Below are 15603 nucleotides of genomic sequence, written 5' to 3'. Positions count from 1 at the left end.
TGCATAGCGAGAAGACTGGATGAAAGCGGTATTACTTGATTTTAAATTGCTTATTCATTTCAATAAATCTTGCTGTTATAAGTTGTAGCAAATATTGACCCTCCAATTCTGTTTGGTATTGAGTAGCCTGATTAATTGATATGGTTTGATTCTCATTTATTTTATGATTCATGTGATAAATTGAATAAAGCTTTTTTCTGGCACTAATTAACTTGACTTTGACCAACCTTTTATTGAGTAGCATGTCAAGTTCCTCAAATCCTATTGGAGAGTGATTGAATCTAAAACCTTTAGTTCCCTCTCCAGCATTTGAAAAGTTGAAATTCAGTTTTGATTTATCTTCAAAAAGCATGATTAAAGAATCGCCTTTTGATAAAGTCATATCTTCGATCCTTGAATTAAATGATGCATAGACATAGCCATTATGATTCACCAATGATAATCCTAAATATTCGTATGCTAAGGTTGCCTCATCAAGATAGAGTTTGAAGTATTCAGATTCCTCCGAAGCTAATTTCGTAACTTTTATCGTTTTATCATCTGTAAATTCATCTTCCAAATAACTAACTTCAGTTTGATCAAGCCTCGGTCTATTTTGTTCAAGAAGCTTCGCGTTTAATATTTTTTCTTCCTCTATTTTGCGCACAAAAAGGAGTTCGTCTTTCAAGTTAATTCTAGTTCCTTTACTAATTAAGAATTTATCTATTCTTCCTCCGTAAGGAAGGTTTATATATAAAATTCCACTGCCATGAATTCTTGAGCTTAAAGTAAATAAGGTTTGGTTTGCTTTAAAATACTCTGTCTCATTAACCATAATTTCATCTAGCTGAAATTGATCAGTTTTTGGAATATCTCTACCTAATAGCTTGGAGTAATTCTCCTTATCAAGACAAATCAATTCTTGACCTTCTTTTATTTTAAGTTTTTCAATAGGCTTTTCTACAGTTTTTTTGTCTTTTGATTTGAATAATCTGAATATGTTCATTTTGAAAGTATAATACAGCTAAAATTAGATAGTAAAACAAAACTTGTCACTATCCTAAACAAAAGTTATAATGACAATTCAATTGCCGATATACCAGCTATCCAGTCCCCATTAACCAAAAAAAGAAAGATTGAATATTTACAGGTTTTGGTTGCAGATGAACTTGAAGGATAAATGTAGGGGATTAATTATAAAATACATCCTAAAAATACAGGAGTTAATCGAAAAGTAAAGGGGTTTTTAGGTTTGATGAAGGGGTTTTTGGTGGGGGAAGGAAAATGTTGATGGTTTTTAAATGGTTCTGGCTTTTGAGCTTTTTTGAATCTTTACTGCTAAATGTCTAAATTTTGAGGCTTTTTACTTTTCTTTTTGCATGAACAAAAAGAAACAAAAATTCTAGAAAGTTTAATGCTTCCACGCGCGATGCCAACGCTGGCCCGCTAAACTTTCCTCCCTCCCGCTTTTCCGAGTTCCTCGGAAGTTGGGCGTGTTAGTTCTTTGCTAATTAGGAATGAACTTTCAGGATTTCTTGCTCAAAATGGGGAATATGTAGTATTCTAGGGCTCTTGACAGATTTTATTAATAATCTTGAATTAAAACTTCTGTTGGGATTTTTAAACTGGCGCTTAATTTTCGGATCATATCTAACGTCAGTTTTCGTTTTTTATTCATTATTTCGCTTACTCTGCTTTTGAATCCAATCATTTCCACCAAGTCTTTCTGTTTCAATCCCATTTGCTCCATTCTGAAATTTATTGCTGAAATTGGGTCTGGCATTCCAATAGGGAAATTTTCGCTTTCATATTTATCAATTAAAATAGATAAAATTTCAAGTTCATCCCCCTCTTTGGTTCCTCTTTTAGCATCAAAAATTATTTCTAAACGCTCCAAAGCCTTTTTGTAGTCCGCTTCGTTTCTTATTGGTCTTATTTCCATTTCAAATTTCTTCTTTTATGGTTTCACCTAATTCTTCAGGATTTTTTCTACTATCCCAAATTAAAAGAATATCTATTTGGCTTGCTTGTTCTTGATATATCATCAAGTAATCGCGTACAATTTTGATTCTTATCCCCGCAATATCGGTTGGTTTTCCAATTTCTGGATGTTCTGATATGAGTGCTGCAGATTCTTTAAATAATTTGAAAAGCTTTTCTGAATAGTCAGTCGATTTGTTTCTATTAATCCAATATTCTAGTATTTCGAGTCTATCTTGTTGGGCTCGAACAGACCAAACTATTTTCTTTTTAGCCATTCTTCTACTTCCTTGTTTGCTTGTTCGTCAGATAAAAACTCTCCATTTTTTATCTGCTTTTGTGCTTCTTTAACTGCAGATTTTTGTTCGGCTGACAGTATATAAACTTCCTGTTCATCAAATTCTATCTCCAATAACCTATATATCTCCTCCAATTTAACCTTATCAGTAGTTAGCTGGATTTTATCTATCAGTTGTTGCTTTAAATCTACCATGTTTAAAAATAATAATTCTTATTTGAATTAACACAAATTTAATTAGATGAATTCATTCCTTTCAATTTGTTAGGATATCAGAAGATCTCCTATTTTCATGAGTTGAATTGGATTGCATCTATTAAAAGAACAACCTAAAGGCTATTCATTTTCTCAAGATGTGGGAGTTAATTGAAAAGTATGGAAATTTTTAGATTTGATGAAGGGGTTTTTGGTGGGAAAGGGGAATATTAAAAATTTTTAAAGGATTTTGGCTTTTGAGCTTTTTTGAATCTTTACTGCTAAATGTCTGAAATTTTCAGGTTCTTCTTTAATCTTTTTTCTTGATAAAAAAGATAGAAAAAATCAAGACAAAATAATGCTTCATCCCGCATCCCTACGCCTGCCCGCTATTTTGTCCTCCCTCCCGCTTTTCCGAGTTCCTCGGAAGTTGGGCGTGTTAGTTCTATTCAAGCTATATAATTAAATTTATAGATTATCTCAAGAACATGCAGGGAATGACTGGAACGGAGGTGGATTTTTAGATTTTATGAAGGGGGTTTTGGTGGGATGGGAAATGTTAAGGGTTTCCTTTATTTCTTATTCTTCATTTTCGGCAAAAGTCAATACATAGTTATTATTGTCCAAAATAGAGAATTCAGTGGCTCCGTAAAAAGTACTTTCCAGCCCTTTTATTACCTTCACTTTGTCTTTGATTTTCTCGTAAAATTGTCTGATTTCTTTTATTTGGATGTACAGTAATAATGAACCGCCATTTTGCCTTGATATTTCTGGCAATTCTGAACCCAAACTATCGAGGGTTTGAAACATAAAACTCACCTTTCCGCAAGTCATCATAACCCAAACAAAGTCGCCCTCTTCCGGTACGGACATCCCAACTTTAAATCCGATGGCTTTATAAAATTGAATGGTTTCATCTATGTCTTGAACAAAAATATTAGGTGCTAGTGAGTCCATAATTTTTAAAGTTAGTCAATCAATTTATACTGCTTGTCTCACAAAAAAGGAAACTTCTTTGTTTAAAATGTCCTCTGTAGTCAATATTTTAAGATGTCTTCGGTATTTGCCTTTTCCTTCAAGAGCTTTCTTAGGATCTTCCATTAAATATCCTGTTGAAAATTCAAGGGTGACATGCTTCTTGTTTAAGAATAATCCGCTAAACATTTCGTCATTAAGAAAGAATACAAGTCCTCCATACATGACCTTTTCTTTGGTTTTTGGGAAAGTATTTAAAATGATGTCACGTATTTCAATGAGCATATTTGATTTGTCAGCATCCACCAATTTTATTTCCTCCAAAAAATTTTGAACTCCTTCATTTTCAGATTTTTTCATCGAAATTAAATTAAAGTTTGAATATTGACACCTTTGATCTACATTCTGTATTAAATATAGCAGATTAGTTACTAAATCTGTGCTCAAAAGACAGAATTCAATCGAAAAGTAAGTGGATTTTTAGGTTTGATGAAGGGGTTTTTGATGGAGGGAACTGAAGTGTTAAAGGGTCTCCTGTCAGGATTTTACCCGTCCTGTTACACTTCAACCCTTTCCTGTCAGAATGAGGACCCTTCCTGTCGCGTTTATACCCCTTCCTGTCAGACTATCAACCTTTCCTGCGAGACTATTAAGGCTTCCTGTCGGAATTTTTCCGCTTCCTGCGGGAATTTGGAGCGTCCTGCGTGAATATTACCCCTTTCCTGCATCAGTTAGAGGGTTTCCTGCAAGGGTTAGGATGCTTCCTGCATCATTTAGGGGGCTTCCTGCATCACTTCAACCCTTTCCTGCATGATTATTGGCCCTTCCTGCATCACTTCAACCCTCTCCTGCATGACTTAGGATGCTTCCTGCATCACTATTGACCCTTCCTGCGGGAAATTCTGGGCTTCCTGCAGGAATGCTTAGGGTTTTCCTTCCTTTCCCCATAAAGTAGTCTTTGCGGTTCAATACAGCCTTTGGTTGTCCTCCGTGTCCTTAGTGTAAAACTTAGCGCAACTCAGTGGTTAAAAGAAAACAGCCTTTGGCTGTCCTTTTGTATCTCCATGGTTAAAAAAGGCGTCCACTGATGACCGGAAACGTCCGATATCGGACACCTCGACTTAAGTCCTAAATCTGTTACTTCCATCAAAACCACCTCTTAAATTAATTAATAAGCCATTCTTTATATTTTTCAACTTTAAATCCATTAAATTTATCAAAACGGTATAGCTTTTGACAAATGCACCATATTACTGCAACCGAATAATACTTTTACAGAATGAATGAGCAAAAAGCAGGTACGCTACTAATTATTGATGACAATCAGGATCTTCTGAATGCTGCTAAGATTTTTCTCAAAAGGCATTTCAAAAGGGTCGACATAGAAAGCAATCCGAATCTAATTCCCACACTCCTTCAAAACGAAAGTTACGATATCATTTTGCTCGATATGAATTTCACTAGAGACGTTAGCACCGGACAGGAAGGCTATCATTGGCTCAATAAAATTCTGGAAATTGATCCTTCTGCTGTTGTGGTGCTCATCACAGCTTATGGAGATGTCAATACAGCCGTGAAAGTCATCAAGCAAGGCGCTACTGATTTTGTACTCAAACCTTGGGACAACGAAAAGTTATTAGCCACTTTACATGCCGCCTTAAAACTGAAAAATGCCGGCAATAAAGTCAGCCAACTGGAATCCACGCAAAGGCAATTATCTGCGGACATCGACAGAAGATTCAGAGATATTATTGGGGAAGGGCCTGCCATGCAGCAGGTTTTTGAAACCATCAAAAGGGTATCTCGCACTGATGCCAATGTGCTGATCACAGGAGAAAATGGAACGGGAAAAGAATTAATCGCCAGAGCCATCCACAGAAATTCATTAAGAGATGATAAGGTTTTTGTAACAGTCGATTTAGGAGCTGTTACTGACAGCTTATTCGAAAGTGAGCTATTTGGTCATAAAAAAGGCGCTTTTACAGACGCAAAAGATGATAGAGCAGGTCGATTTGAAGTGGCCCAAAATGGAACGCTTTTTTTAGATGAGATTGGCAATATTAGCCTTCCACAGCAAGCTAAACTGCTTACGGCTTTGCAAAATAGAAAAATCACCAGAGTAGGAAGCAATAAAGAAATTGATATTGATATCCGATTGATTAGTGCCACTAACATGCCGATTCAGGATATGATTCAATCAGGCAAATTCCGTCAGGATTTACTTTACAGAATCAATACCATAGAAATAAAATTACCGGCTTTAAGGGAAAGAGTGGAAGATATTCCGCTTTTAACGGAGCATTATATTAAATTCTATAGCAAAAAGTATAACAAAGAGATTTATAAAGTAAGTGATGCTGCGTATTCCAGAATGTGCAAATACGATTGGCCGGGCAACGTCCGTGAACTGCAGCACAGCATTGAAAGAGCAGTGATTTTAAGTAATCAGTCGGTTTTACAGCCAGAAGATTTCTTTTTTCAATCTGCAGATCAGGAAAGTAAAAGATCAGATAAGGTGAATTTGGATCACTTGAATATTGAGGATGTTGAAAAGATATTGATCAGAAAAGCCTTGGATAAAAACTTTGGAAATATAACGCAGGCAGCACAGGATTTGGGATTGACACGTTCTTCATTGTATAGAAGATTGGAGAAATATGGGTTGTAAGCCCCCTAGCCCCCAAAGGGGGAAGAGGGAGTGCTATACATTAGCTTTGTACTTAACCTAAAACTAATACAAGCCAAAGGCTTGAGGTGTGTCACGCAAAGACGCTAAGACCTCGCAACGTAAAGTAAAAGGATACAAGAAATGACTAGTAATTATATTCAACTATTGAGACACCCCCCTTCGCCTCCGCCAGCTGGCGGAGGAGTCGCACAGATTTTCTTTATCCTTTAAAATTGACTTAATAACAATTGATCATTTTTTTTATGATGTTAAAAATATAGTATAATATTTTCAACATCTACAAATTAAAATCCATGAGGACTATCCCCTTGAGGGGATTATAGGGGTGTTATTGGAGGGAAATACAGAAATCTTTTGATTTAGAATTCAAAAGATATTTAAACTAACATATAAATAATTGATATTTAGAAAATTCAGTTTTGGTGTAATTATAAGGCTGCTACTCGTATTTGTAGTGATGGCCTTTATTGCCTATTTAATTCAGACTAACGCTAATTATTTGGGCTCTGCTATCCTTAGCATTTTACTGTTTTTTCAATTTATAGAGCTCTATCATTATGTGACCAGTATCAACAAAAAAGTGGTTCGCTTTTTAGAATCTGTAAAATATTCGGATTTCTCTTCCGGTTTTTCTACAGACAACAAGATGGGGAAATCATTCAAAGAACTTAATAAATCATTTAATGAGGTACTGGAAGTTTTCCGTAATACCCGAGCTGAAAAAGAGCAAAATCTCATCATGCTCTCCACTATTTTGCAAAACATTCAGACTGGAATCATCAGCTTTGATGCATCCGGTGAAATAGGTATCCTCAATAGTATGTCTAAAAAGCTTTTGTTGACTCCCCAAATCAAGAACTTATCTGATATAAAAAGAAGTCAGCCCGCTATATACGATAAACTGATCAACTTAAAACCCGGGAAAAGTGATTTAATTAATGTCAATGCCGATATTAAACTTTCCCTGAATAGCACTATTCTTCGCCTCGGCACTAAGGATTGGAAAATTGTGACTATGCATAATATTTATTCTGAATTGCAACAAAATGAGCTTTATGCATGGCAAAACCTGACCAAAGTACTAAGGCATGAAATCATGAATTCCATAACGCCTATTGCCTCTTTGGTAAACTCTATGAATGATATCATGGAGGAAGACTTAACTAAACATTCAGATTCATACACTATGCCTTTTGAGGCTCATGAAGATTTACAACTCGGCTTGAAAACCATAGAAAATAGGAGTAGAGGTTTGATTAATTTTATAAATGCCTACCGAGATTATACCAATATTCCAGCACCAAAATTTGAAAAAATATCGGCCAGGCAGCTGCTTTTATATGTCCAAAAATTGCTTCAAGAGGATTTGAATCACTATAAAATAGAATTGAAATTAAACCTTCCCGAAAATGACATTAGCTTATGGGCAGATGAAGAACAACTGCAGTTGATATTCATTAACCTACTGAAAAATGCCATGGAAGCACTCTCAGAGACGGAAAAACCTTTGATTAGCATCACCATTATTACTACCCAAAATTTCTATTATATCAATATTGAAGATAATGGAGAAGGTATAGTGCCCGAGGCATTAGACCGCATTTTCATTCCGTTTTTCACCACCAAAAAACAAGGCTCCGGTATTGGACTGGCGCTTTCAAGGCAAATCATGCAGCTGCATAAAGGGAAGTTAAGCGTAAGTTCAACTCCAGGGGTAAATACTACTTTTACTTTGCAATTTCCGAAGGTATCATGATTTAAGAACCCTCCGTCATTTTTTCAGGCTTTACGCGGTTCGAATTATTCATATTCGAAAATGCATTTCGAATTCGATTGTAATCCAAGAAATAGCTTAGCCTAATTGAAATACTATTTAACTGCGGATGGCTAAATAAATAATCGAAATTCTCATCAAAACTCTGACCGCTTTGCTGTAAGTAGCTGTCAAGTGCATTTCTGTAAAGAATCGTAATTTGACTACCTGGAGCAAACCACCAGGAAAAATTCAAGTCCAAGTTCCAAGTATTGAAGGTTACATCATAAATATTTTCTCTTTCGGGCTCTTCAGTTAATTCACCATTTTGCTCAAGACTGTAAAGCTTTGAATACAATGCGCCAGAATAATAGTGTCTGAATATCAGATTTAAGGAAATCTTATTGTTAAAAATATAATTACCTCCAATTGAGTTTTCAACTGTTATTCTATCACGCTGACCAAAAATGATGTCATCTCCATCCATATCAACAAAGCCTTGTTCTTTGTAAGAAGGATTATAAAACAGACCATATCTCAAATTGAATTTATTGGAAAATCGATAGCGCGGATTTAAGCTCAAGAATATGCTACTTCTACCCTCTTCAAAGTAATTGTACCAATCGATGAATCCTTCGAAGGCCAGCTTTTTTCTGAAATCTGTATTCATCCAAATCCACTGATCATGATAGCCCGGAAACTGTACATGCCTTCCATTTATTCTTGGCTCATAAATATCATTAGTTCCAAAAGGAGTTGTTTCAATACCTCCTCCAAAACCAAAAAACTCTTTAGTGGTAAAACTAGAATTAAAATTAAAGGTAAAATTGCTAAATAAATCAGGGTCTAGTCTTCTAAAATGGTTGAGATTAAAATTCAAAAACATATTGTTTAAGTTTCCTTTAGGCTGTAAATATCGATACCCATAATAGCCCATGTAGCGAACATAATTAGTATTGGTAGAAAACCCTAAATCATTGATATTATAATCTAAAGTCCGTAAATCCATTCTAGCTTGTACACGATGTTCTCCACTTATTTTGCCTGCTGAAGCCTGAATTTCAGTTCCAAAGACAGTCTCTTCTTCCTGAAAAACCCAACTACCTTCCGTGCTTGCGCTATAATTCCATGTATTGGCTTTATTGGTATGATTTATATATAATCCGGTTGCGTTTGCGTCTCTAAAGCGTCCAAGTCTGGTCACATTCGTATTGACAAATGAGACTGAGCTATTATCGCTAAACCTCTGATCCAAAACGGCTACATTATAATTGGTAAAAGGTTCTACCATTTCTGTCCTTGTCTCCCCGCTTTCCTCATTTCGAATTTGAGCAAAGGCTTCATTTGTGACTGCGTTGAACAGTCCTATTCCTAATCCACCCTCGGTTCTGCCCGAAACCTTTGTTGCGTTGATTAATTCCACTGCATTAGGCTGAAATGCTACTTCCTCTCCCTCATTTACTGTAGGGCTTGAAGAGGGCCTTCCTCCGATACGTCTGGAATAAAACATATCCCCTTTGGAAAACAATTCTGTCCCTTCATTAAAAAAGGGTCTTTGCTCTGCAAATTGAACCTCGAATGCAGATAGATTTAGTACATTATTATCGAATCGAGCTTGTCCAAAATCGGGAATCAGTACCATATCAAGTGTAAAAGCATCCGAAATACCGTATTTCAGATCCAGTCCGCCATTGAAATTAAAGCTGGTTTCCCCATCATAATTATTTGCATAAGCCGAAACATAAGGTTGAAAGGATAATCTAGTAGGGGTTTTAATATTCTTAATTCCGTGAATTTCCCCATCATACAGTGAAAAAGCCCCTTTTTGATTATCTATATGATTCCAGCTGTATCGGGTACGTACTCTAAAAACTTCTCTTTCCATATTAAGCCCCCATTCTTGCACTGGCTTATTGGGAAATCTTAAAATAAAATAGGGAATGAAGACTTCTGCTACCCATCCATCATCGTTTATTTTCACTTCGCTATACCAAACGGCATCCCAAGAGTTATCTTCATTACCATTGGTCATTTTAGCATCATATTGAACTCCTGCAGCTGTTACAATAAACTGCATACTTTGTTGACGGTCGTTATAACCATTTAATAGAATAAAAAAGAAATCATCGGCACCTATATCGTCTCTTTCCGTTAATTCAGTACCAATTTTATCGGGATCGGGATCTTTCATATAAGCCCCAAAATAAATACCTAAATCATCGTAAATAATTTTCACCTCAGTAGACAAACTATCAGGTATAGGTCGGCCATTTTTAGGATTTCTTTCCACAAAATCTTTTGCGACAGGAGCATTTTGCCAAGCGACATCATCCAATACACCATCTATTTTAGGAGCTTCAGTTATCCTTGGAATATCTATGGTTTTACGAAAAATGCTATCGGTTTCTTGTGATAGACAGTAAAATCCCCAGAGAAAAAATAAACTAAATAAGTAATACTTTAACATGCTGATTATTCAATTAATTAGTTAGCTCATAATAATTGCAATCCTACATTTTACAGCATAAAAAGAAGCTTACTGGGTACTCATTTCTCTTTATATTGAGCAAGTAGATTTATTTAATGATGTATAAGAACTTTAAATAGTTGCAATTAGTATTTTTTATTTAATCATACCAATAATTAAACCATTCAAGAAAACAGAGTAAAAACAGCAATAAAGCCTACTTTTGATTCAAAAAATGTTCATTTATGAACATTCTTGATCGGAAGTGGACAAAACATACAAGCTAGCACATAGGCACTTAAGAAATGTGACACAAGAAATTTAAGCACAATAGCGATAACATATTAAGTCAAAAATTCATAAATTGAAATACACTAAACCTACTGACTATGAAATCATTAACAATTTCGAGCATTTTTATGCTGAGTATTATTCTGAGTAGTTGCGATACTCAAAAGACAAAAGAAAAGGAAGAGGATAAAATCACTCAATATACCATTGAGGAATTTTATAACAACATCAATTACTCAGGCGGATATTTTTCCCATGATGAGTCGAAACTTTTGGTATCCAGTAATGCCACAGGGATTTATAATTTATATGCTTTGCATACTGATGGCACCCTTGTAGATACACTTTCAAACAATACCGAAGAATCCTGGTTTGCCAATTCTTACTTTCCAAAGGATGATCGCATCCTTTTCTCAGCAGATAAAGGCGGAAATGAAATCAGTCATATTTATTTATTAGATGAAGATGGCAATGTTATTGATCTTACTCCAGAAGAAAATGAAAAAGCATCCTTTGCTGGTTGGAGCAAAGACTTAAAAAGTTTTGAATACATTTCCAACAAACGTGACCCTAAGTTTTTTGACATCTATGAAATGGATATCGAGAATTTTGAGAGTGAAATGATTTTTGAGAATAATACAGGAGGAAATCCTTCCGGGATATCAGATGATAAAAAATATGTAGCCATCAGCAAGCCTATTACCACTTCCATCAATGAATTAATCATAGTTGAAGTAGAATCGGGAGAACAAACTAAAATTTCTCCAGAAAACCCAACAGCCAGTTATAGTGCTCAAGAGTTTAGTGCTGATAGCAAATACCTTTACTATACCACAAATGATGGCAGCGAATTCACCTATTTAAGCAAATACGATTTAGAAAGCGGTGAATCTGAAAAAGTTTATGAAACGGATTGGGACATTTGGTATGCCAATTACTCTTGGGATGATACCTATAGAGTGATGGGGATAAATGAGGATGCTAAAACTTCAGTAAAAATTACCAATACAAAAGAAAATGAGGAAGTGGAAATGCCCACTATAAAGGGTGGAAATATCAACGGAGTAGGAATATCGAGAAGCGAAAATAAAATGAGATTATCGGTTGGAAGCTCTAAATCTCCTGGTAATATTTATGTTTATGATTTTGAAAGTAATGAGCTCAAAAAACTTACTGAATCTTTAAATCCGAATATGGATAAAGAAGATTTGGTGGAGGGAGAAGTGGTGCGTTATCCTTCATTCGATGACTTAGAAATCCCTTCAGTTTTGTATAAACCACATCAAGCATCAGCGGATAATAAAGTACCTGTTTTAGTTTGGGTACACGGTGGCCCGGGAGGTCAAACTCGCTTAAATTATTCTCCATTAATTCAATATTTAGTCAATCATGGCTATGCTATTATAGGTGTGAATAATCGCGGAAGCAGTGGTTACGGTAAAACATTCAATCGCTTAGATGATCAGAAACATGGAGAAGATGACTTGATGGATTGCGTATATGCAAAAGATTATCTGGCTAACTTAGATTGGGCGGATACTTCCAGAGTTGGTATAATTGGCGGTTCTTATGGAGGCTATATGGTAATGGCAGCTCTTGCATTTCAACCGGACGCATTTGATGTGGGCGTAAATATTTTTGGAGTTACCAACTGGATCAGAACGTTGAGATCAATCCCGAGCTGGTGGGAAGCACAGAAAACAGCATTGTATGAAGAGTTAGGTAATCCTAATACCGAAGATTCAGTAAGATTGTATGAAATATCTCCTTTATTCCATGCCGATAAAATCACTAAACCTGTGATGGTACTGCAGGGAAGTAATGATCCAAGAGTATTACAAGTTGAGTCGGATGAAATGGTACAAAATGTAAAAGACAATGGGGTTCCAGTAGAATATGTATTATTTGAAGATGAAGGGCACGGTTTCCGTAAAAAAGAAAATGAGATTGAAGGCTATGGGAAGATAAAAGTGTTTTTGGATGAGTATTTGAAATAATCCAAGCTCATAAATAAATATCCTTCTTAAGCAGGATTTATCCTGCTTAAGAAGGATATTTTTAATCCGCAATTTTCTTGAGACTCTTGCCAATCTGGTCACCTACCTCTTCCAATTCCTTTCCAATTTTGTCGGCTTCTTTTTCAATTTCTTTAGCTTTCTTATTGAGTTCTTCTTCTATGCCTTTTGCCTCATCATTCAATTTTTTATCCAGTCGCTTAAATTCAATCCTCAATTTAGCCATCCATTTTTTAAAATCATTTGAGGCTTTTCCGGTTTCAATAGCGCTTTCACCTTTTTGATAGGAAGCTTTAAGTCCTCCGGATATCTCTTTTGACATATCTTCTACATTAAATTTAACCTGACCTTCTTCTACTTCCACTTCCATATCTTCAGTATTGGATTTCACGCTAAACTCGGTGCCTAAAACTTCTACTTCACCTAGTTTACCTGTTACCGTAAAAGATTTATCGGAAGGCTCAACGGAAAAATAGCACTCTCCTGAAATAGCCACTTTGCGTTGATTGAATGCTTCAATATATTCTAATTCCGAATAATGATTTAGAAATACAATGCTGCCATCGGGCAATACCACCACTTCATAATTATCCTGAGTAGTGATTTTTTCTTTAGAACAGGCTGTTACTAGAACTAAAAATATAAGTAAACTGAAAACGTATTTAAATTGCATGATTGTTTGAGTTACTGAAAAATGCGAAGTTAATAGAAAAGGTTGAATATGATAAATGTAAAATTTATTGAGTCTTATTTATTTAATTTTCATTTGTCTTTAGAGTACTTTCGCAGATTTATTTCCTCTTCGACAGTATAATTTATTAGCGCCAGAGGCGCGAGTATCCATCACTAGCGAGACGCTAGCGATAGAAAAACAAAGGTGCTTCCGGCTAGCGTCTCGCTAGTGGAAATTACTGACGCCTCTGGCGAGTTGTTAGTAAGGACTCAAATCGGAGCGGTCACAAGTTTCTTTTCAAAACCAAAGCTGTTCGATTAACACAATAAATCTTAATAAAATCTCCTCCCTCCTTTTTAAAGCTTTCATGAATTGTTGATTGATCTATCCTTTCATGACCTCCAAATTTTGTATCATCACTATTTAAAAGATAATTGAACTTTCCTCCTTTAGGAACCCAAAATTCGTAATCAGGAACAGAATTGCTAGGATGAAAATTGAATACAAAGATCAAATTGGCTCTTTCAAAAATCAGCACCTTATTAGTTTCATCAACATTGAGCAGGTTAGCTGGAGCAGCTCGCAATACATTTTCTGATTTTAACAGCTCAAGCATTGCCTCCTCAAAATCATTGAGGTGATGGTATTTCAATTCATTATTATCCACCAATGACCATTGTCTTCTGGCATATTTATAACTCCAATTGTTCCCTTCTCGAGGGAAATCCATCCACTCGGGATGACCGAATTCATTACCAATAAAATTCAAATAAGCTTCACCACCAGCTGAGGCTGTAACCAGGCGAATCATTTTATGTAAGGCAATACCTCGATCGATTATCAAATTATCATCACCTTTTTTCATGTGCCAATACATTTCTTTATCCATCAGCCAGAAAGCCAAGGTTTTATCCCCTACCATTGCCTGATCGTGAGATTCGGCATAGGCTACTGTTTTTTCTCCATATCTCCTGTTGCTTAGCACATTCCAGATTTCTTGCATGCTCCATTCTTCATCTTGCTTATGCTTCAGCCATTTTATCCAATTATCGGGGATTCCCATTCCCAAGCGATAATCAAAGCCCAAACCGCCTTCATCAATGGACTGGCAAGTGCCTGGCATTCCACTCATGTCTTCAGCTATGGTGATAGCATCGGGCTTAATTTCATGAATTAAGGTATTGGCTAATTGCAAGTAACGAACGGCATCCCAATCAACTCCTTCTTTGAAATATTTATCATAATGATCAAAACTGACTCCTTCGCCATGATGATGGTAAAGCATAGAAGTTACCCCATCAAAACGGAAACCATCAAAGTGGAATTCTTCCAACCAATATTTTAAATTTGATAGCAAGAAACGAGAAACTTCTTCTTTTCCGTAATTAAATAACTTTGAATCCCAGCCAGTGTGATATCCTCGACCACCATGATGGAAATACTGATTTCCGCTGCCATCAAAATCATTTAGGCCTTCTGAAAAATTCTTGACTGCATGAGAATGCACTACATCCATAATTACTGCAATTCCCATTTTATGGGCAGCATTAACTAAGGATTTTAAATCTTCTGGCGTTCCAAAACGAGAAGAGGGTGCATAAAAATTGGCTACATGATAACCAAAAGAACCATAATAAGGATGTTCGGCTACTGCCATTAACTGAATACAATTATAGCCTAATGACTGTATTCTGGGTAAAATATTCTCTTCAAATTCCTTAAAGGTGCCAACCCCTTCTTTTTCCTGAGCCATTCCAGGATGACATTCATAAATCACAGGGTTTTTAATGTCACTTAATTTGAATTGATCATCTGTCCATTGAAATGATTTTCCCGGTACCCAGAGCCTCCCTGTAAAATCATGGTTATCAATATTTTGCACTGCATATTTTACATAAGCAGGAATTCTGTCATGTTTTCCATTAGCAGCAGTCACTCTTACTTTAACAGCAGATAGATGTTCTAATCCATCCTCATTCTTTACTTCAACTTCCCAGATCCCTTTTTCATCTTTCTGCATGGGATGAGCACTTTCATCCCAATTATTAAAATCACCAACTAATGATAAGGCTTGTGCTTCCGGAGCCCATTCTTTATAAGTAAAGCCCGTTTTATTTTTTTGAAATCCGAGCTCCTGATGTCGATTTGAATATTTTAATAAACTACCATAATCAGATTGAATTCTATCCAATTCTGATTTAAAATAATCAACACGAGTTTGGATATCAGGTTCGTAAGGGGCTAACCAAGGATCGTCTTTAATAATTTGTAACATTTTTATGCTTTTA

The 15603-nt window shown here is 35.7% G+C and carries 12 protein-coding genes; 3 read left to right on the top strand and 9 right to left on the bottom strand.

Translation table 11 applies throughout. The features are described 5' to 3' along the window. Nucleotides 1-31: 31 nt before the first annotated feature. The 6 genes from FTRAC_RS17075 to FTRAC_RS17050 form a co-directional block, all read right to left on the bottom strand. A complete protein-coding gene (locus FTRAC_RS17075; RefSeq protein ID WP_013455534.1) occupies nucleotides 32-985 on the bottom strand; it encodes a hypothetical protein in 954 nt (317 codons plus the stop codon). 579 nt (nucleotides 986-1564) lie between these two features. Continuing rightward, nucleotides 1565-1921 carry a helix-turn-helix domain-containing protein gene (locus tag FTRAC_RS17070; protein WP_013455533.1) on the bottom strand — a complete coding sequence of 119 codons (357 nt, stop codon included), beginning with the start codon at nucleotides 1919-1921 and terminating at the stop codon, nucleotides 1565-1567. A gap of 1 nt (nucleotide 1922) precedes the next feature. Next, on the bottom strand, nucleotides 1923-2237 hold the full coding sequence (locus FTRAC_RS17065) for a type II toxin-antitoxin system RelE/ParE family toxin (RefSeq protein ID WP_013455532.1): 315 nt from the start codon (nucleotides 2235-2237) through the stop codon (nucleotides 1923-1925). Next, nucleotides 2219-2452, bottom strand: a complete 234-nt coding sequence (locus tag FTRAC_RS17060; RefSeq protein ID WP_013455531.1) for a hypothetical protein — start codon at nucleotides 2450-2452, stop codon at nucleotides 2219-2221. Before FTRAC_RS17060 ends, FTRAC_RS17065 begins: the two co-directional genes overlap by 19 nt. Before the next feature lie 579 nt (nucleotides 2453-3031). Continuing rightward, complete coding sequence (locus FTRAC_RS17055) at nucleotides 3032-3409, bottom strand: VOC family protein (RefSeq protein ID WP_013455530.1); 378 nt, start codon at nucleotides 3407-3409, stop codon at nucleotides 3032-3034. 24 nt (nucleotides 3410-3433) lie between these two features. After that, nucleotides 3434-3787 (bottom strand): DUF1801 domain-containing protein, encoded by a 354-nt coding sequence (locus FTRAC_RS17050; protein ID WP_013455529.1) that lies wholly within the window; start codon nucleotides 3785-3787, stop codon nucleotides 3434-3436. A gap of 919 nt (nucleotides 3788-4706) precedes the next feature. On the opposite strand from FTRAC_RS17050, the gene FTRAC_RS17040 reads away from it, so the two are divergent. Further along, entirely contained in the window at nucleotides 4707-6095 is a 1389-nt protein-coding gene (locus tag FTRAC_RS17040; protein ID WP_013455528.1) for a sigma-54-dependent transcriptional regulator, read from the top strand. Nucleotides 6096-6513: 418 nt separating this feature from the next. Further along, nucleotides 6514-7872, top strand: a complete 1359-nt coding sequence (locus FTRAC_RS17035; RefSeq protein ID WP_013455527.1) for a sensor histidine kinase — start codon at nucleotides 6514-6516, stop codon at nucleotides 7870-7872. 1 nt (nucleotide 7873) lies between these two features. Here FTRAC_RS17035 and FTRAC_RS17030 read toward each other — a convergent pair whose 3' ends face one another. Further along, nucleotides 7874-10336, bottom strand: a complete 2463-nt coding sequence (locus tag FTRAC_RS17030) for a DUF5916 domain-containing protein (protein ID WP_013455526.1) — start codon at nucleotides 10334-10336, stop codon at nucleotides 7874-7876. Between the two features lie 389 nt (nucleotides 10337-10725). Between FTRAC_RS17030 and FTRAC_RS17025 the strand changes: the two genes are divergently transcribed. Further along, nucleotides 10726-12624 carry a S9 family peptidase gene (locus tag FTRAC_RS17025; RefSeq protein WP_013455525.1) on the top strand — a complete coding sequence of 633 codons (1899 nt, stop codon included), beginning with the start codon at nucleotides 10726-10728 and terminating at the stop codon, nucleotides 12622-12624. A 61-nt stretch (nucleotides 12625-12685) separates the two neighbouring features. Here FTRAC_RS17025 and FTRAC_RS19475 read toward each other — a convergent pair whose 3' ends face one another. Continuing rightward, nucleotides 12686-13315, bottom strand: coding sequence for a FecR domain-containing protein (locus tag FTRAC_RS19475; RefSeq protein ID WP_013455524.1), 630 nt, complete (start codon nucleotides 13313-13315; stop codon nucleotides 12686-12688). 283 nt (nucleotides 13316-13598) lie between these two features. Further along, entirely contained in the window at nucleotides 13599-15590 is a 1992-nt protein-coding gene (locus tag FTRAC_RS17015; protein WP_013455523.1) for an alpha-amylase family glycosyl hydrolase, read from the bottom strand. Between the last annotated feature and the right edge of the window lie 13 nt (nucleotides 15591-15603).

Origin of the sequence: Marivirga tractuosa DSM 4126, from assembly GCF_000183425.1 — a bacterium.
Classification (GTDB): Bacteria; Bacteroidota; Bacteroidia; order Cytophagales; family Cyclobacteriaceae; genus Marivirga; species Marivirga tractuosa.
The sequence above is the reverse complement of the archived record's forward strand: the minus strand, read 5'-3'. Positions and strand labels throughout refer to the sequence as shown.